The organism is Pseudoalteromonas sp. S16_S37 (assembly GCF_014694405.1).
Lineage (GTDB): Bacteria > Pseudomonadota > Gammaproteobacteria > Enterobacterales > Alteromonadaceae > Pseudoalteromonas.
Genome location: NZ_JAAUWV010000004.1, coordinates 171,002 through 189,892, shown reverse-complemented (window position 1 = coordinate 189,892; position 18,891 = coordinate 171,002). Strand labels below are relative to the sequence as shown.

The 18,891-nt window shown below is 42.4% G+C and carries 16 protein-coding genes; 3 read left to right on the top strand and 13 right to left on the bottom strand.

Annotated features, from left to right (window positions below):
* Positions 1 to 171: 171 nt before the first annotated feature.
* The 6 genes from odhB to sdhC form a co-directional block, all read right to left on the bottom strand.
* The gene (gene odhB, locus HC733_RS03950; protein WP_190363744.1) at positions 172 to 1,668 is read right to left on the bottom strand and encodes a 2-oxoglutarate dehydrogenase complex dihydrolipoyllysine-residue succinyltransferase; all 1,497 of its coding nucleotides are present in this window, start codon (positions 1,666 to 1,668) and stop codon (positions 172 to 174) included.
* A 10-nt stretch (positions 1,669 to 1,678) separates the two neighbouring features.
* Positions 1,679 to 4,492 carry a 2-oxoglutarate dehydrogenase E1 component gene (locus tag HC733_RS03945; protein WP_190363743.1) on the bottom strand — a complete coding sequence of 938 codons (2,814 nt, stop codon included), beginning with the start codon at positions 4,490 to 4,492 and terminating at the stop codon, positions 1,679 to 1,681.
* Positions 4,493 to 4,577: 85 nt separating this feature from the next.
* Complete coding sequence (locus HC733_RS03940; protein WP_190363742.1) at positions 4,578 to 5,297, bottom strand: succinate dehydrogenase iron-sulfur subunit; 720 nt, start codon at positions 5,295 to 5,297, stop codon at positions 4,578 to 4,580.
* A 10-nt stretch (positions 5,298 to 5,307) separates the two neighbouring features.
* The gene (sdhA, locus tag HC733_RS03935; RefSeq protein ID WP_190363741.1) at positions 5,308 to 7,080 is read right to left on the bottom strand and encodes a succinate dehydrogenase flavoprotein subunit; all 1,773 of its coding nucleotides are present in this window, start codon (positions 7,078 to 7,080) and stop codon (positions 5,308 to 5,310) included.
* Complete coding sequence (gene sdhD / locus HC733_RS03930) at positions 7,081 to 7,428, bottom strand: succinate dehydrogenase, hydrophobic membrane anchor protein (protein ID WP_190363740.1); 348 nt, start codon at positions 7,426 to 7,428, stop codon at positions 7,081 to 7,083.
* A complete protein-coding gene (gene sdhC / locus HC733_RS03925) occupies positions 7,419 to 7,796 on the bottom strand; it encodes a succinate dehydrogenase, cytochrome b556 subunit (RefSeq protein WP_190363739.1) in 378 nt (125 codons plus the stop codon). Before sdhC ends, sdhD begins: the two co-directional genes overlap by 10 nt.
* A gap of 398 nt (positions 7,797 to 8,194) precedes the next feature.
* Between sdhC and HC733_RS03920 the strand changes: the two genes are divergently transcribed.
* From HC733_RS03920 to HC733_RS03910, 3 genes are all read left to right on the top strand, one after another.
* Entirely contained in the window at positions 8,195 to 9,481 is a 1,287-nt protein-coding gene (locus HC733_RS03920; protein WP_190363738.1) for a citrate synthase, read from the top strand.
* Between the two features lie 104 nt (positions 9,482 to 9,585).
* Entirely contained in the window at positions 9,586 to 10,803 is a 1,218-nt protein-coding gene (locus HC733_RS03915; RefSeq protein WP_190363737.1) for an aminotransferase class V-fold PLP-dependent enzyme, read from the top strand.
* Between the two features lie 5 nt (positions 10,804 to 10,808).
* On the top strand, positions 10,809 to 11,216 hold the full coding sequence (locus HC733_RS03910) for a SufE family protein (RefSeq protein ID WP_342365979.1): 408 nt from the start codon (positions 10,809 to 10,811) through the stop codon (positions 11,214 to 11,216).
* A 36-nt stretch (positions 11,217 to 11,252) separates the two neighbouring features.
* Here the strand turns inward: HC733_RS03910 and HC733_RS03905 are convergent, their stop codons facing one another.
* The 7 genes from HC733_RS03905 to HC733_RS03875 all read right to left on the bottom strand — a co-directional run bounded on the left by HC733_RS03905 (position 11,253) and on the right by HC733_RS03875 (position 18,878).
* Positions 11,253 to 11,756, bottom strand: a complete 504-nt coding sequence (locus HC733_RS03905; RefSeq protein WP_190363736.1) for a transporter substrate-binding domain-containing protein — start codon at positions 11,754 to 11,756, stop codon at positions 11,253 to 11,255.
* Positions 11,757 to 12,134: 378 nt separating this feature from the next.
* Entirely contained in the window at positions 12,135 to 12,935 is an 801-nt protein-coding gene (gene tcdA / locus HC733_RS03900; RefSeq protein WP_190363735.1) for a tRNA cyclic N6-threonylcarbamoyladenosine(37) synthase TcdA, read from the bottom strand.
* 1 nt (position 12,936) lies between these two features.
* Positions 12,937 to 13,602 carry a TIGR01621 family pseudouridine synthase gene (locus HC733_RS03895; RefSeq protein WP_190363734.1) on the bottom strand — a complete coding sequence of 222 codons (666 nt, stop codon included), beginning with the start codon at positions 13,600 to 13,602 and terminating at the stop codon, positions 12,937 to 12,939.
* Positions 13,603 to 13,649: 47 nt separating this feature from the next.
* Positions 13,650 to 13,847, bottom strand: a complete 198-nt coding sequence (locus HC733_RS03890; protein ID WP_171624443.1) for a Trm112 family protein — start codon at positions 13,845 to 13,847, stop codon at positions 13,650 to 13,652.
* Complete coding sequence (gene lpxK, locus HC733_RS03885; RefSeq protein ID WP_190363733.1) at positions 13,837 to 14,817, bottom strand: tetraacyldisaccharide 4'-kinase; 981 nt, start codon at positions 14,815 to 14,817, stop codon at positions 13,837 to 13,839. The genes HC733_RS03890 and lpxK overlap by 11 nt, the downstream gene beginning before the upstream one ends.
* Before the next feature lies 1 nt (position 14,818).
* Positions 14,819 to 16,555, bottom strand: a complete 1,737-nt coding sequence (gene msbA / locus HC733_RS03880; protein ID WP_190363732.1) for a lipid A export permease/ATP-binding protein MsbA — start codon at positions 16,553 to 16,555, stop codon at positions 14,819 to 14,821.
* Between the two features lie 130 nt (positions 16,556 to 16,685).
* Positions 16,686 to 18,878: a DNA internalization-related competence protein ComEC/Rec2 gene (locus HC733_RS03875; protein WP_190363731.1), complete on the bottom strand. Its 2,193-nt coding sequence runs from the start codon at positions 18,876 to 18,878 to the stop codon at positions 16,686 to 16,688.
* Positions 18,879 to 18,891 lie beyond the last annotated feature (13 nt).

The following is an 18,891-nucleotide window of genomic DNA, read 5'->3' as shown; positions in this document are numbered from 1 at the left end:
ATCCAATTTCTTATACTAAAAAAGCTGAATATTTATGCAAATAATCAGCTATCCCAAATTGCGCTCCTAGTATAGATCCCAAGGCGTACGATGAAAACCCTAGTTAGACCAAAGGCGCAAAAAAAAAAGCTGTATGACTTAACATACAGCTTAATATCTAATCAATCTTGATTAAACGTCTAGTAATAGACGTGTTGGATCTTCTAGTAGCTCTTTAATTGTTACTAGGAAACCAACTGATTCTTTACCATCAATTTGACGGTGGTCATAGCTTAGTGCTAGGTACATCATAGGTAAAATTTCAACTTTACCATTTACTGCCATTGGACGGTCTTGGATTTTGTGCATGCCCAAGATTGAAGATTGTGGCAAGTTAATGATTGGTGTTGAAAGCAGTGAACCGAATACACCACCGTTAGTGATAGTGAAGTTACCGCCAGTCATGTCTTCAACTGTTAGCTTACCGTCACGACCTTTTAACGCTAAGTCACGAATACCTTGCTCGATTTCTGCAACCGATAGCTTGTCACAGTCGCGTAATACTGGTGTTACTAGACCACGAGGCGTTGATACCGCAATGCTGATATCGAAATAGTTGTGATAAACAATGTCATCGCCGTCAATAGACGCGTTCACTTCAGGGAAACGCTTAAGTGCTTCAGTTACTGCTTTTACGTAGAAAGACATGAAACCTAAACGAATACCATGACGCTTTTCGAATACTTCTTGGTACTGCTTGCGAAGGTCCATGATAGGCTTCATGTTTACTTCGTTGAAAGTCGTCAACATAGCTGTTGAGTTTTTGGCTTCAAGTAAGCGATTCGCAATCGTTTTACGTAAACGAGTCATAGGTACACGTTTTTGTGTACGCTCACCCAAAGCTACTGCTGGCATAGCCGCAGCTGGTGCAGATGCAGGTTTCGCTGCTGGTGCAGACTTTAAGAATGCATCAACATCTTCTTTGGTGATACGACCACCCTTGCCTGAACCTTTGATCTTAGAAGCATCTAAGCCTTTCTCAGCAATTAGACGACGCACTGATGGAGTTAATACATCTGAGCTTTCTTCAGAAGCAGCTGTCGCTTGTTGCGCAGCTGGAGCAGATGCAGCTGGTGCACCACCGGCTATAATTTTACCAATTACTTGGTCGCCAAGTACAGTTTCACCTTCAGCGTGAATATGCTCACCCATCACACCATCTTCAGGTGCAACAACTTCTAAAACTACTTTATCAGTTTCAATATCAACTAGGTTTTGGTCACGGCTTACCGCTTCACCTGGTTGAACATGCCAAGTTGCGATTGTAGCATCTGCTACAGACTCTGGAAGTACAGGTACTTTAATGTCCACTTCTTTACCTTCTGCTGCTGGCGCCGATGACGACGCTGCTGGTTGTTCATTTGATTGAGCTGGTGCACTAGCCTTCTCGCCAGCAGCACCTAAAATTGCGATAACTTGTTCACCTAGAACAGTTGCACCATCCACTTCTTTGATTTCAGTGATCACACCATCTTCAGGTGCTACAACCTCTAGTACAACCTTGTCTGTTTCGATATCTACAAGGTTCTGGTCACGAGTTACGGTATCACCAACGCTAACGTGCCAAGTTGCAACCGTGGCGTCTGCAACTGACTCAGGAAGAACAGGAACCTTAATTTCGGTTGTCATCTCTTATCCCTTATTTTTTAATTGTTAATGCGTCAGCAACTAACGCGTTTTGTTCTTTAGTATGTGTTGACATGTAGCCACACGCTGGTGCTGCCGATGCTTTACGGCCAGCATAAGTTAGGTTTGCACCTGCTGGAATTGCGTCCCAGAAGTGGTGCTGAGAGCAGTACCAAGCACCTTGGTTTTGCGGCTCTTCTTGACACCAAACAAAATCTTTAACGTGCTGGTAACGAGCCATAATTTCGTCCATTTCCTGATGTGGGAAAGGATAAAGCTGCTCTACGCGCACGATAGCAATGTTATTTAATTCTTGCTTACGACGCTCTTGTAGAAGTTCGTAATAAACTTTACCGCTACAGAAAACAACACGCTCAACGTTAGCTGGATCGATGTCATCAATTTCATCAATCATGTTGTAGAACACGCCTTCGGCAAGTTCTTCAAGTGAGGAAACAGCGAGCGGGTGACGAAGCAATGACTTAGGTGTCATGACAATCAGTGGACGACGTAAAGGGCGAACTGATTGACGACGTAACATAGCATATACTTGCGCTGGTGTTGAAGGCACACATACTTGCATGTTGTGGTCAGCACACAATTGCAGGTAACGCTCTAAACGCGCAGAACTGTGCTCAGGTCCCTGACCTTCATAGCCGTGTGGCAATAACATTGTCAGGCCACATAAACGACCCCACTTCTGCTCGCCTGAGCTTAAGAACTGGTCAAATACTACCTGTGCGCCGTTAGCAAAGTCACCAAATTGCGCTTCCCACAATACTAATGAAGTTGGCTCAGCTGTTGCGTAGCCATATTCAAACGCCAATACAGCTTCTTCTGAAAGCACAGAATCGTATACTTCAAATGTACCTTGATTTTCGTGGATATCCTGCAGAGGTATATAAGTCGAAGCGTCTTTTTGGTTATGTACTACGGCATGACGATGGAAGAAAGTTCCTCGACCAGAATCTTGACCTGTCATACGGATATCAACACCCTCGTCAACTAAAGTTGCATAAGCCAGTGTTTCAGCCATACCCCAATCAAGTGGTTTTTCGCCCTTAGCCATTGCCTGACGGTCATCATAAATTTTCTTAACTCGAGACTGAGCTTTATGAGTTTCCGGGTATGTCGATACTTTCTCGGCAAGCTCTTTTAGCTTATCAACCGACAGTCTAGGATCGTACGCTACATCCCAATCGTGACCAACAAACTTAGACCAATCAGATGAGTGTTTAGTATCAGGCTTAATTTCTTCAACCACACACTTACCATTATCTAAACCATTACGATATTCATCAGCTAGCTTTTTCGCTTCGTCGTCTGTGATAATACCTTCAAGCGCTAGTTGCTCAGCGTAAATTTGACGCGGCACAGGATGCTTTTTGATCTTCTGATACATCAATGGCTGTGTTGCATTAGGCTCATCAGCTTCGTTGTGACCATGACGACGGTAACACACTAAATCAATCACGACATCACGACGGAACTGGTTACGGAAATCGAGTGCGATTTGTGTAACAAAAGCAACGGCTTCAGGATCATCCGCATTAACATGGAAAATTGGTGCCTGGACCATTTTCGCGATATCAGTACAGTAATCTGTTGAACGCACATCTTCTTGCTTAGATGTTGTAAAACCAACTTGGTTATTTACTACGATACGAATTGTACCGCCTACACCAAACGCGCGTGTCTGAGACAAGTTAAATGTTTCTTGTACAACACCTTGGCCTGCGATAGCTGAATCACCATGAATCGTGATTGGTAACGCTTTTGAACCAGTCTTACAGCCTAAGCGGTCCAGACGCGCTCTCACAGAGCCCATAACTACAGGGTTAACAATCTCAAGGTGAGAAGGGTTAAACGCCAATGCCATATGGACATCACCACCTTGCGTAGCAAAGTCAGATGAATAACCCATGTGATACTTAACGTCACCAGAACCGGCTAATTCGCCGTATTTACCAGCAAATTCATCAAATAACACTTGAGGGTTTTTACCCAGCACGTTTACTAGCACATTCAAACGACCACGGTGTGCCATACCAATAACTGCTTCTTGTTGGCCACTTTCACCAGCGCGATGAATCAGCTCTTTAAGCATAGGTACTAATGAATCACCACCTTCTAGCGAGAAACGTTTCGCGCCTGGGAATTTAGCACCGAGGTATTTTTCTAAACCGTCAGCAGCTGTTAGGCCTTTAAGAATGCGTAGTTTTGTTTCTTTGCTAAATTGGGGTTTTGAGAAAGTTGACTCTAGGCGTTGCTGTAACCAACGTTTTTCTTCTGTAGAAGTGATGTGCATATATTCCGCACCAATTGAACCACAGTAAGTGGTTTTTAGCGCAGCATATAAGTCTTTTAGTTTCATTGTCTCTTTGCCACAAGCAAAAGAGCCAACATTGAATTCTTTGTCTAAGTCCGCATCGGTTAGTTCATGATAATCAAGTTCTAAATCACGAACCCTTTCTCGCTTCCATAAACCCAATGGGTCTAGATTTGCGTTCTGATGGCCTCTAAACCTAAATGCGTTAATTAGTTGTAGTACTCTGACTTGCTTGGCATCTGATGAACCATCTGCCGCAACTACTACTTCTCTGTGTTTGTTTTTCGCAAGTTCAGCAAACTGCTGTCTTACCTGTGAATGCTTAACATCAACATCCACCCCATCAACTTTAGGAAGTTGATCAAACACTTCTCGCCATTCTTCTGGCACTGAAGTCGCATCATCAAGATACGCTTCATACAGCTCTTCTACATAAGCTACGTTTCCGCCGTACAAATGCGAAGATTCTAGCCATGCCTTCATCACACCTTCGTGCATTTATTAGCCCTTTTCTCTAGCGCAGAAATTTAATTAATAACAAGATGGCATGCGTGTGCATGCCATCTAAGGATTTAAATATGTCTTAAACCGAACGATTTAACAACATAGATTTAATCTGACCAATTGCTTTAGTTGGATTCAAGCCTTTTGGACATACGCTAACACAGTTCATGATACCGTGACAGCGGAATACGCTGAACGCATCGTCAAGGTCTGCCAAACGCTCTTCTGTCGCAGTATCGCGGCTATCAGCCAAGAAACGATAAGCATGTAGAAGACCTGCTGGGCCGATGAACTTGTCTGGGTTCCACCAAAACGAAGGACACGACGTTGAACAACACGCACATAAAATACACTCATACAAGCCATCAAGCTCTTCACGTTCTTCAATTGTCTGAAGACGCTCAACGCCACCGGTTGGTTTGTCGTTGATTAAGAACGGCTTAACTTTCTCATATTGAGTATAAAATTGACTCATATCAATAACTAAGTCACGGATAACTGGCAAGCCAGGTAACGGACGTAGAATGATTTTACCTTTACCATTTTTTTGTAAAGCTGAAATAGGTGTGATACATGCAAGGCCGTTTTTGCCGTTCATGTTTACACCATCAGAACCACATACACCTTCACGACAAGAACGACGGAAAGATAACGTTGGGTCTTGCTCTTTTAGAAGTAAAAGCGCGTCCAACACCATCATGTCACGGCCTTCTTCTACCTCAAGCGTGTAATCCTGCATACGTGGTGCATTGTCCACATCAGGATTATAACGATAAACAGAAAATTCTAAAGTTGCCATCGTCTAGCTCCTAGTAAGTACGTGCTTTTGGTGGGAATGCTTCACGAGTCTTAGGCGCGTAGTTTACTTCGCGCTTGCTCATGCTTTCCGTCACAGGGTTGTAAACTGTGTGACATAACCAGTTTTCATCATCACGGTCTGGATAGTCAAAACGTGAGTGAGCACCGCGACTTTCCTGACGGAAGTTTGCAGCAACCGCTGTTGAGTAAGCAGTTTCCATAAGGTTATCTAGCTCTAAACACTCGATACGTTGAGTGTTAAACTCGGTTGACTTGTCATCAAGACGCGCATGCTTAAGACGCTCACGAATTTCTTTAAGCTGCTGTAGACCCTCAGCCATCGCATCACCTTCACGGAATACCGAGAAGTTAAGCTGCATACACTGTTGTAAGTCTTTTTTGATTTGAACCGGATCTTCGCCCTGACCTTTGGTAGAGTTTTCCCAACGGTTGAAACGAGCAAATGCAGCATCGATGTCATCACTTGATGCATCTTTAGAGATTTGCGTATCTGCTAGGTATTGGCCTAGGAAGTTACCAGCCGCACGGCCGAATACAACTAGGTCAAGTAGTGAGTTACCACCTAAGCGGTTAGCACCGTGTACTGATACACAAGCAATCTCACCTACTGCAAATAAACCTTCAACTAGCTTTCCGTTTCCGTTCGCGTCAACGCTTAACACCTGACCGTTTACGTTAGTTGGAACACCACCCATCATGTAGTGACATGTTGGGATTACTGGAATTGGCTCTTTAGCAGGGTCTACGTGTGCAAATGTCTTAGACAAGTCACATACACCTGGAAGACGCAGGTTAAGCGTTTCTTCACCTAAGTGATCTAGCTTAAGTTTGATGTGAGGACCCCAAGGACCGTCACAACCACGACCTTCACGAATTTCAGTCATCATTGAGCGAGCAACAACGTCACGCGATGCTAAGTCTTTAGCATTTGGTGCATAACGTTCCATGAAACGTTCGCCATCTTTATTTAGAAGGTAACCACCTTCACCACGACAACCTTCAGTTACCAGTGTACCTGCACCTGCGATACCGGTTGGGTGAAATTGCCACATTTCCATATCTTGCATTGCGATGCCAGCACGTGTTGCCATACCAACACCGTCACCAGTGTTGATGTGAGCATTGGTCGTAGAAGCGAAGATACGCCCTGCACCACCCGTTGCAAGCACAACTGCTTTAGATTTGAAGTATGTAACTTCACCTGATTCGATATCAATAGCGGTACAACCTACTACATCACCGTTATCGTTTTTAACTAAGTCTAATGCGTACCATTCTGAGAAAACGTTGGTTTTGTTTTTAACGTTCTGTTGGTACAAGCAATGAAGTAGCGCATGACCTGTACGGTCAGCTGCCGCAGCTGTACGAGCTGCCTGCTCGCCACCGAAATTTTTCGACTGACCACCGAAAGGACGCTGATAAACACGGCCATTCTCAAAACGAGAAAATGGCAGACCCATGTTTTCTAATTCAGTGATAGCTTCAGGACCTGTTTGACACATATATTCGATAGCGTCTTGGTCACCGATAAAGTCTGACCCTTTAACCGTATCGTACATGTGCCATTCCCAGTTATCCTCATGCGAGTTACCTAGTGCAACAGTGATACCACCTTGCGCAGATACTGTGTGAGAACGTGTTGGGAAAACTTTAGAAATCAATGCACAAGTTTTGCCTGATTCAGAGATAGCAAGTGCTGCACGCATACCAGCACCACCAGCACCGATAACAACAGCATCAAATTCACGAGTATTGTATTTCACTTAAACACCCCACAGAACAAACAGACCAATTGCTACGTAAGCAAGCGCCATTAAGTTTAAAACGAAGCCTAGTACCGAACGCATCGTTGAGCTTTTAACGTAGTCTGTTAGGACTTGCCAAAGACCGATACGTGTATGCACCATAATGCACACTAAAGTAATGATGGTTGCTGCTTTAACAGCTAGATTTGAGAACAAACCTTTCCATGCTTCGAATGTCAGTTCTGGAGTAAGAAGTAAATAACCAACAATAAATACTGCATATGCTGCAATTACTAATGCGGTTGTACGCAACGACACGTAATCTTGTACGCCATCACGCTTGAAAGTTGCTTGATTTAAGACCATATCCACACTCCTGCTAGAATTGCTACTACCACAGAAAGTGCAATTGCAATTTTAGCGCTGCTGTTGCCAGACTCTAATTCTTCCCAGTGACCCATGTCTTGGATCATGTGACGGATACCAACGATTAGGTGATATGCCAGAACACTGACGGTGCCCCACGCGATGAATTTTGCAATAAAGCCGCTAAATAGGCCTTTTACAAACTCAAAACCTTCGGGAGAAGAAAGAGACTCAGACCAAGCCCAAATGACAAAAGTTAAAGCGAAGAATAACGCCACGCCAGTTACGCGGTGCAGAATCGACGCTTTAGCCGTTGCCGGCATCGATATAGTCGTAAGATCTAGATTTACAGGTCTTTGCTTTTTCACAGTTACTTGCCCATCTTGCCCACAAAGGAGCTCATCTACTTGTTTTTATAAAACCCATTTGCACTACATGCACAAATGGCACACTCTAAATAAACCTGTTTTTCCAAAAAAACGATCATTTTTCGTAAAAATAGGTTTACCCACAGACGATACGGTATAAAACCTTTGACAGTATATAAGGCCGTGGGCGCTTTTACAATTCTTGTTTAGATTGAGACGGTTGCGAATTAGCCAATGGTATAATATTTAATCTCCATAGAATATTTATTATACATATTTGCATAATTCTTAGAAAAATTGACTTTCCACCCCAGTTTTACGTTAAAATGATCAGAATTTGCTTAACATTCGTATCACAACATAACAATCAGAATTGTTATTTTATAGGAGATAAATAGATGGCAGATAAAAAAGCCACAGTACATATTGAAGGTCACGATCCGATTGAACTTCCGATTTACTCAGGCACAGCTGGCCAAGATGTAATTGATGTTCGCACTTTGGGCGCACATGGCCATTTCACATATGACCCAGGTTTTATGTCTACCGGTTCGTGCGAGTCATCTATCACCTACATTGACGGCGGGAAAGGCGTATTGTTACACCGCGGCTACCCAATTGAACAGCTTGCTGAAAAGTCTAACTACATCGAACTTTGTTATCTTTTACTAAAAGGTGAGTTACCGACAGCTGAACAACATGCTGAATTTGCAGATGAGATCACACGCAACACCATGTTGCATGAAAAAATCGCGGTATTTTTCCAAGGTTTCCGCGTTGATTCTCACCCAATGGCAATGCTTTGTGGCGTAGTAGGTGCTATGTCATCTTTCTACCACGATGATTTAGACATTTCAGACGCTGAGCAGCGTCACCGCAGTGCAGTGCGTTTAGTAGCTAAATTGCCAACAATCGCGGCGATGGCATATAAATATAACGTTGGTCAACCGTTCGTATACCCTCGCAATGATTTAAGCTATGCAGAAAACTTCTTACATATGATGTTCTCTGTACCAGCAGAAGAATACATAGTGAATCCTATCCTAGCAAAAGCAATGGATAAAATTTTCATGCTTCACGCTGACCACGAGCAAAACGCATCAACGTCAACTGTACGTCTAGCAGGTTCTTCAGGTGCTAACCCTTACGCTTGTATTGCTGCGGGTATTGCATCACTTTGGGGCCCTGCTCATGGCGGTGCAAACGAAGCATGTTTAAACATGTTAGAAGAAATCGGTTCAGTAGATCGCATCGATGAATATGTTGCAAAAGCTAAAGACAAGAACGACCCGTTCCGCTTAATGGGCTTCGGTCACCGTGTTTATAAAAACTTCGACCCTCGTGCTACAGTAATGCGTGAGACATGTCATGAAGTTCTTAAAGAACTAAATATCCAAGATCCATTGTTAGATGTTGCGATGAAGCTTGAACAAATCGCCTTGGAAGACCCTTACTTTATCGAGAAGAAGCTATACCCTAACGTAGATTTCTACTCAGGTATCATCTTGAAAGCTATCGGTATTCCTACCAGCATGTTTACCGTTATTTTCGCTATGTCTCGTACAGTTGGTTGGATTTCACATTGGGATGAAATGTTATCTCAACCTGGTCATAAAATTGGCCGTCCTCGCCAACTTTATACAGGCTACACGAACCGCGATTACACACCGGTATCACAAAGATAATCACTTTTTATCTCAATTAAGGCCGCTGATTGCGGCCTTTTTTATTGGCTTTAACCTGTAAATCTATTTAAAATCCACGCTCTGTTAACCCTAAGGAACACTGCATGAGTGACATTGCACAACTGCGAAACGATTTTCCAGCACTTGACCAGCATATAGAAGGTAATCCTTTAGTTTATCTAGACTCAGGTGCCACCAGCCAAAAGCCTCAGACGGTGATTGACGAAATTAATCGCTTTTATGCAAAAAACAACGCGAACGTACACAGAGGTTTACACACACTTAGCGAGCAAGCGACTTTAAACTATGAAAAAGTGCGCGAAAAAATAGCCAACTTTCTTAGCGTAAACGCAACAGAAATCGTCTGGACCAGTGGCGCAACTGAAAGTATCAATTTAGTTGCGGCAGGTTTAACCCAGCACTTGCTGCAAGACGATATTATTCTCATTACAGCGCTTGAACATCACGCCAATATTGTGCCTTGGCAACAGCTAGCGCAGCGTACTAATGCAAAGCTCGAAGTGATACCTGTTAATGCACAGGGAGTCATAGATACAGCACAAGCGATAAACAAAATAGCGCAATTGCAACCCAAAGTGTTTGCCTGCTCTCATGCTTCAAACACCCTTGGAAATATCCAAGAGGTTGAAAAGCTTATTGCTAAAGCAAAAGAATTTGGGGCAGTCACGCTGATTGACGGCGCTCAAGCATTTTTGCATTTGCGACCAAACTTAAAAGCGCTAGATTGTGATTTTTACGTTCTTTCCGCACATAAAGCACTTGGGCCCACGGGCTTGGGCGTACTTTACGGAAAATACGATTTACTCAATTCGCTACCTGTTTACCAAACCGGAGGCGAAATGATCAAACAGGTATCGTTTGAAGAAACAACTTTTCGTGACGCTCCAGCTAAATTTGAGCCTGGGACCCCAAATATTTCCGCAGTGCTGGGTTTTGGTGCAGCCCTTGATTATTTAAGTACCATCGACTTTGCAACAATGCATCACTACGAGCAGTCATTATTTAAATACCTAGTCAAACAACTATCTCAAATTGAAGGTATAAAGCTGTACGGTGATTTAGAGAATAATATTGGTACCGTTAGCTTTACTTATAAGTCTGAACATCATTACGACTTTGCAATGCTACTCAACAGCTATGGCATTGCTGTTCGAAGTGGTCACCATTGTACGCAACCACTGATGCAAACATTAAACTTAAACGGTACAATTCGGGTAAGTTTAGCGTTTTACAACAACAAAACAGACATAGACAGATTTATAGACGCATTGCACAACTGTATTGCGTTGATTGAAGGGTAAAATTTGTGACATATCAGGAAATTCACGACAAACTCTCAAATACGGCTAGTTGGCAACAAAGTTACCGAGAGATTATGCTGCTTGGCAAACAGCTCCCTACGCTACCAGATGTGCTCAAGACTGAGCAAGCAAAGGTAACGGGCTGTGAAAGTAACGTTTGGCTGCACATTGAACTTGACGAACAGCAGCAAAATTTGCTTTTGGTCGGCGACTCAGACACTCGTATTGTGAAAGGCCTACTCGCAATTGTGCTGGCTATGTACAGTGGTAAAACACCAACAGAAGCGAAACAAATTGATGCCTATCAAGAGTTTGAGTCTCTGGGATTAATTAAACACCTCAGCCCATCCAGAGGTAATGGCATTAAAGCAATTGTTGAGACAATTCAGAAGCAAATTGCGCAATTGACCTGAAACGGCGCGCGTCAAACACGCGCGTGTGTTTTTACATTAAGGTGACATTAACTGCCTTGCGTACCAGTCGCTTTTTATTCGACGCAGTGCCCCTGTGTTATCCAGTTGTTGAAATGCCTCTTTGTATCGCTTGATGATCAATGGGTTGGATTTTTTATTAAAGGCAATGCCTATACTCACGTTCAATTCTGTCAACTCTGCAACTTTAGCTAACGCAGCTGGATCTACGCTTTCGTTTTGTGCGTGATTCCATATCGAGTATTCTGTGCCCATAATAAGCGCAACCCGTTCTCGTACTAACAACTTTAAGAGTTGTTCTTCATAACTGACAGAAACAAGATGTTGAAAGTAGAGTGACTGTAGATATTGCGCTGCATTCGAGCTTCTGATCACCGCAGTTTCAAAGTACTTCAGTGAATGAAGCGAATGGAATGAATTACGTTCTTCAGGAAAGTGACTTTTTAGTCCCCATAGAAAAATAGTATCTCTGGGTACTTCACCAACCCATTCAAAATGCTGATCACGCGCCCTTGTATGCACAATTGAATAAATTAAAACGTTTGGCTCATGTAAAGCCTTTCATAGGCCCTCGCCCAAGGCATAACTTCGATGTTGTAACTATCACCAGTCAAGGAAAACATCGCCTTGACTATCTCCGTCATGAAACCGCCTAGTTCGCCGTTCTTTTTCTGCACCTGATAGGGTTCCAAATGTTCAGTCACTACTCTTATATGCTCAGCTCTGGCCATCGGCACAACCAACATAGAATATACAATGAACAACATGAGGAAATATGGCATTTGCTTAGCGGTGCGACGTGGAAGAAAATAAGATCATAGCACACCGCTCATTGCTGTGTTTACTTGTACAATTACCCCACCAAAAAAATCCAAAATCGCACTAGTGAACCCAACTTAATCACGCACTGGCTTGCTTCATTTTTTTGTCCAAATACTTACGAATCGCTCTAGATGCGGCAAAAAAACCAAACGTCCCAGTAACCATAGTTGCCGACCCAAATCCGGTCGCACAATCCATATTTTTGCTACCATCGGCCTGCTGCTTAGCCATACAAACTTCGCCACTTTCGGTTGGATAAACCAGTTGCTCAGTAGAGTAAACACAATCGACGCCGAACTTTCGTTTCGGATTGGTTGTGTAATTGTAGTTTTTTCTGAGTATATATCTGACCTTTGCCAGCAAAGGATCTTGCGTTGTTTTAGCCACATCACCAAATTGAATTTGGCTTGGATCTGTTTGTCCACCAGCGCCACCTGTGGTTATTACTGGGATTTTGCGACGCTTACAATGTGCGATTAACGCCGCTTTTTCTTTTACAGCATCAATACAATCAATCACATAATCAAAGTCACAGATGTACTCGGCAATATTATCTAAAGTAATAAAGTCATCTATGAGTTGGACTTCGCAATGGGGGTTTATTTCGATGAGCCTATCACGCATTGCTTCTATTTTTTGCGCACCAATAGACGAGGACAATGCGTGAATTTGTCGATTCACGTTAGTGACACAAATATCATCTAGGTCAACTAAACAGATATGCCCTATGCCTGTGCGGGCAAGCGCTTCGGCAACCCAACTACCTACTCCACCAATGCCTACAACGCAAAACTTGGCTTCACCTAGCCAATCTAATTGCTGTTGCCCATATAAGCGACCAATACCACCAAAACGTAATTGGGTTTGTTGTTGTGTCATACTACCACTCTAACTGCCAAGGGTTTTGCCATTTCGCAAACTCCTCGTGTTGAAATAATTTTGCAAACTGTCCATAGGGTTTAGGCTCAATAGTGTATTGCTTTACAACACCTTGCCACATAAATCTCAGTGCATATGCGTGCAAATACACTCTATCAGCACTTTGTCCACCATATAGCTCGTCACCTAAAATCGGTGCTGATAAGCTTTTTAAGGCAACCCTTAATTGATGTGTTTTACCTGTAAAGGGCTTTAAAATGCAGGCTCTAAGGCCAGCTTCAAGACTGATACTGTAAAACCTGGTTATCGCAGGATTGTCGCTGCTTTTGAGGAGTTTATAAGCGCCTCGACGCGCTTTACCCATATCGCCTTTGATCCAGCCTTGTTTTTTCTTGGGTTTGTCTGTTATCAGTGCAAGATAAGCTTTATCAATTTCTCTGTGCGCGAACAATTGGCTTAGGCTATTCGCTGCAGCGCTTGATTTTGCGAGTATCAGTAATCCCGATGTAACCTTATCGAGCCTATGCACAGCATAGAGCTTAACGCCAAGCTGCTTTTCTAGCTGCACGACAAAGCCAATGTCACTCTCACTATGAAAACTTATCCCAGCGGCCTTATGAGCAACAACAAAGTCACCTTCGTCAGCGACTATTTCAATGCTAACCATATTAGTTGCTGCAGCTCGTTACATGCCAACAGTAGACGGAACAGGCGTTATGCATGCCACTTTTCTACTTCATCTGAGCTTAGCTCTCTGGCTTCATCTTCAAGTAATACAGGAATATCATCACGAATTGGATAAGCAAGCTTTGCCGCAGTGCTGATAAGTTCGCTATTTTCTTTATCGTACTGTAGCTTACCCTTACATACGGGGCATGCCAAAATCTCAAGTAATTTTCTATCAAATGCCATGATAAATCTCTTTTTGTTTTAAAATTTGTTTTATGGATGATTGCAATGCATCACTTGGCTTTGCATCAACGCGTAAATAGTACCAGTTGTCATTAGCAAATGCGTGACATTTCACGGCATCTTTCTCAGTCATAAATATAGCTTGATTAGTATGCGCTTTAAAATCTTCGATGCTATAGGCGTGGTGATCCCTAAAATGTTGAGTATCGGTTATGCTTATGCCCAGTTCTCTGAGGCTATTTTCAAATCGCTGCGGATTACCTATAGCGCTAATTGCAACCCCTTGTAGTGGGTATTGCTCAGTTCGCTGGTTATTGCAAACTTGATAAATACCTGTTTGCGCCAATGTGTAACTCAACGGCGCATTCCCACCATTTTCTATTAACAAATCAACATTTTTTAACCGACTTGGTAACTCTCTAAGCGGGCCTGCTGGAATTAAACAGCCATTGCCAAAGCGGCGCTGCGCATCAACAATACAAAGCTCTATATCACGGTGCATTTGATAGTGCTGCAAGCCATCATCTGAGATAATAACATCTACGTTGTAGCGCTTATTTATAAGCTCACAGCTGGCTCTTCGATCAGCTCCTATAACAACCGGACAATCTAATCTTGCAGCCAACAGAAATGGCTCATCACCCGCTTCACCTACGCTGCTATCAGGTGTTACCAAAAAGGGATAATACGGTGCTTTAGAACCATACCCTCGGCTTATCACCGCCACTTCTAGGCCTAAAGAACGTAAAAATGGCACCAACCATAATACAAAGGGCGTTTTGCCATTACCGCCAATACCTATGTTACCAACAACGATAACAGGTACATGAGCACGAAAAGTCTTACTCAAGCCCACTTTAAAAGACCAACACCGCAGCGTACTTAGTGCCCAAAATAATCCACTTAAGGGTAAGAGTAAAAAGGTTAGCCAGCTTTTGCTTTGGTACCAACTTTTCTCTATTTTACTCACACTATGCTCCATGCTGCATCTGGCATAACGCTGCGTATGTGCCGCCCGACGCAAGTAATGCCTGATGGGTGCCCTGCTCGATAACTTTACCTTGCTCTAGTACATAAATCTTGTCTGACTTTTCAATAGTAGAAAGTCGATGTGCAATCACAATCGATGTTTTATCAGCCATGAGCGTCTCCAGTGCATCTTGGATCAGCCGCTCAGACTCGGTATCCAACGCTGAAGTCGCTTCATCTAAAATAAGAATTGGCGCATTTTTCACAATGGCTCTTGCTATTGCAATACGCTGTCTTTGTCCACCTGACAGCATAACGCCGTTTTCGCCAACAACAGTGTCCAAACCTTCAGGTAAATCTTTTACAAACTCCCAAACATGTGCTTGCTTAGCCACATCAATGAGCTGCTCTTTCGATAAAGGCTGCTCTAAGCCATACATAATGTTGTTACCTATGGTGTCGTTAAATAAAACAACTTGTTGAGATACAACAGAAAACTGGCGGCGTAAGTCTTTTAATTTGTATTGCTGGATAGGAACATCATCTAACAGTATCTCTCCCAAGGAGATGTCGTAGTAACGAGGAAGCAAATTCGACAATGTCGACTTACCTGAACCTGAGCGCCCTACCAAGGCAATGTTTTCGCCTGGCTTGATATGTAATGTTAGGTCTCTAATAACCGGCTCTTGCTTCGTTGGATAGCAAAAGGTGAGATTGTTAATTTTTATTTCGCCTTTGCAAGATGTGATCTCTTTTGTTCCAGTGTCTAGCTCAGTCGGCGTATCGAGTATATCAAATATACTTTGCGCGGCTGCAATACCACGTTGCAGCTCACCATTCACGTTAGCCAATTGCTTCAGTGGTCGTAGCATCATCATCATAGAAGACAGCAACGCAACAAAGGTTCCTGAAGTAATTGTGTCTATCATTGAAGGCATTGCGATGATGGCTAAAATCAATGCCATTGCGCTTGCCGCTAAAATTTGAATAACCGACACACTTAATGCACGCGTGGCATCCATTTTTACTCGTTGTTGGCGGTTGTGGTTGTTCACCTGTGCAAAGCGGTTAATTTCTTTGTTTTGCCCTTCAAAACCATGGATAACTTTGTGCCCAGCCAGCATCTGCTCAGACCCTTTGGTCACCTCGCCCATTGCATCTTGGATGTTTTTAGAAATTTTCCTAAAGCGCTTGGAAACCACGTTTACAATAATTGCCACCAGCGGCACTATCACAAGAAAGATAGACGACAACTGCCAGCTTGCGTCAAACATAACAACTAAAAGAAATAACACAAACGCACCTTCTCTTATCATTACTTGTAAAGCGCGCGTAATCGCCTGTTGGACCTGCTCGGTATCAAAGGTGACTTTAGAGATCATATCTCCATTTGAATGTTGATCATGAAAAGAGACTGGTAAATATAGCATGTGCTCAAATAACTGCTGTCGTAGCCTTTGTACAACTTGAGAGCCTAAATAACTTAAGCAATAAGATGCCATATAATTAAATACGCCACGCCCCAATACTAGCGCAATCACAATGATAGGTGCCCAGGTTAATACTTCTGTATTTCTCTGTGTTAAACCGTCATCTATAAACGGTTGCATCAATTTAATAAACAATGCGTCCATTGCCGCATAGCCCAACATGCCTACGACAGAAAATATGCCAACCATTTTGAAGTCAAATGTATATTTTAATAACCGTTGATAGACTTGTTTGGCACTTTGTTGCATAAAAACTCTCTGCGATTGAAAACCTGTCTATTGTACTTTGGCACTGCTCAAAAACAAAATGCAATGTCGCCAAACCTTTATTATTGAAGTAAAAACGCCAAAAAATAAGCAAAAATCTGTGCTTTGCCTGTTACAAAAACCAAAATTGATGGCTTTTCCTCGCGGATCCTATGAGTAATCCACTTTTTGTCACCTTAATGCGTATCTGGCCTTCGAGTGCAGTATCAAGCTGCGTCACACTTGCTTGATTATAACGCTCTACCACTTTAGGGTGTGGTAAATGCCAAATCGAGTAATAGCTTCTTGAGTAAATTGCAATTTGGGGGTGAACCGCGCTGATAAATTCATTACTCGAAGAGGTATTACTGCCGTGGTGCGGAACCAGCAATATATCACTGCTCAACTTTGAGCTTGCTTGTTTGACCAATAACTGTTCAGCAATGCGCTCAATATCACCTGTCAATAGCAACGAATAGTGGCCATCACTTACCTTTACAACACAAGAATTATTATTGTCGCTAGACATAACATGACTTGGCCAAAGTGATTCCACGGTTAAGATCTGTGCAAACTTTGTTTGAATAATATTACAGCTGGTATGTGTTTTCCCATTGTGGAAAACGTTCAAAGGTCTACTACCGATGTACGCAAGCAGCTCGTTAATACCACCAACATGATCGTTATCTTGATGACTTAAAATAACCTGTGACAACTGAAGATTATTCGCTTCTAAATAAGGTTTCACAACACGTTCAAATATTGAAAAACGATCGAAGTACTTAGCACCAAGATCGTAAAGCAGCGCTTGCTTGCCAACCGTTATCAATACGGCGGTACCATGGCCAACATCTATCACGTCTATTTGCCACTTTATTTGTGGTTCGCTGATTGCATTAGTTATACCCATAACAATCGGAATCATTGCGATAGCGCGCCATACTTTACAATGTGTAAACAGCAAGATTGATAAGTAAAAAATGACCAGATATTGCCAAGCAAAGGGCTGTGTTTTTAACCAACCAGCATCTAGCAGTAGTTCAGTTAATTGCTTAAGGATTACAAATATGGCCTCATCAATTAGCGCAAACCAATTAAACGTAAAACCGCATAAAAAACTAATCAACAGCAAAGCCAGTGCTGGCAGCAACAAAAATGTCAATAAAGGAATAAAAACGATATTGGTGATTAATGAAGAGACGCTAATTCCGTAAAAATAGTAACTACTCAATGGGGCTAGTAGCACACCCAATATGAGTTGTAGAAGTATTAACTGAGTAGCAAAATGCTTTGCATTTATTTTGTTAGCCGACATTCTGACAAAACTAAAAATGCAGTACACAGCAATAAATGAAAAATACAATCCGGGATTTAAAACCGAAAACGGATCAACGAGGAGTACACCACACAGGGCGAATAGCAACACGCGATAGTTGATTATTTGCCTTGCAAAAAAATAAGCAATCACCAATACCGAAAGCATGAGTAATGCACGCAGTGCCGATACAGCCAAACCACTTAATAACACATACAGTATGCTAAAAGTTAAGCCTGCAAAAGCGTAATATCGATTCAAATCATTTAGTTGACTATACCTTACACCAAATAAGCTAGCAAAAAAACAACAACATTGGCTCATATAAAAGCCTAGGGCATATACAATACCTACATGCAGCCCTGATATTGCGAGCATATGGCTAAGCCCCAACTGTTGCATGCGTTGTTTGTTTTCAGCACTTATTTGTGATTTGTCTCCACTAAGTAGCGTGTAATATAGCCAAGATAATTGATAGCCATCTAGGTTTTGCCATAACCACTGGCGATAAACTGTAATGACATTCGCTTTTGCTGTGGAGAACGACTGGATCTGAGTCAATTGACCTTTGTAGTGGAGCTTTTGCGTAAATGCATAGAGTTCACCGTCAAAACTATCGAAGTTTTTACGACTGCGATACGGGTTTAGTTTTGCGAGTGCTTTTACGTATAAGCCGCTTTCTAGTTTGTTTGTAGTATCCTTTAAAGCAACATTTGCAAAAACTTGTCGGTACCATGGCAGTGATTCTTCAGCTATTTTGGTAAGCCTGATGCGCAAATAATCATCCGAAAAGGTTTTTTCTATCCGAGCTTCTATACTAACAGCCTGTAATTGTTCCTCTTCTAACTCAGGTTGCTTGTAAAAAAGCCAATAATGTACCGATACTGAAAAAATAGCTAAAATAAACCCTAACAATAATAGCCAAAACGGCTTAAAATAATGCGCGACAACCAGTAGGAAAAGTAAGCTGCTATAAAACTGCCAGTGTTCGTAAAAAAATACGGTTATCAAACAGCCTACACAA

Coding starts and splice junctions, on each gene's coding strand:
- HC733_RS03915 (WP_190363737.1), top strand. CDS start 9,586: ATGAGTGACATTGCACAACTGCGAAACGATTTTCCAGCACTTGACCAG.
- HC733_RS03945 (WP_190363743.1), bottom strand. CDS start 4,492: ATGCACGAAGGTGTGATGAAGGCATGGCTAGAATCTTCGCATTTGTAC.
- HC733_RS03895 (WP_190363734.1), bottom strand. CDS start 13,602: ATGGTTAGCATTGAAATAGTCGCTGACGAAGGTGACTTTGTTGTTGCT.
- HC733_RS03940 (WP_190363742.1), bottom strand. CDS start 5,297: ATGGCAACTTTAGAATTTTCTGTTTATCGTTATAATCCTGATGTGGAC.
- HC733_RS03890 (WP_171624443.1), bottom strand. CDS start 13,847: ATGGCATTTGATAGAAAATTACTTGAGATTTTGGCATGCCCCGTATGT.
- msbA (WP_190363732.1), bottom strand. CDS start 16,555: ATGCAACAAAGTGCCAAACAAGTCTATCAACGGTTATTAAAATATACA.
- odhB (WP_190363744.1), bottom strand. CDS start 1,668: ATGACAACCGAAATTAAGGTTCCTGTTCTTCCTGAGTCAGTTGCAGAC.
- sdhD (WP_190363740.1), bottom strand. CDS start 7,428: ATGGTCTTAAATCAAGCAACTTTCAAGCGTGATGGCGTACAAGATTAC.
- HC733_RS03920 (WP_190363738.1), top strand. CDS start 8,195: ATGGCAGATAAAAAAGCCACAGTACATATTGAAGGTCACGATCCGATT.
- tcdA (WP_190363735.1), bottom strand. CDS start 12,935: ATGACACAACAACAAACCCAATTACGTTTTGGTGGTATTGGTCGCTTA.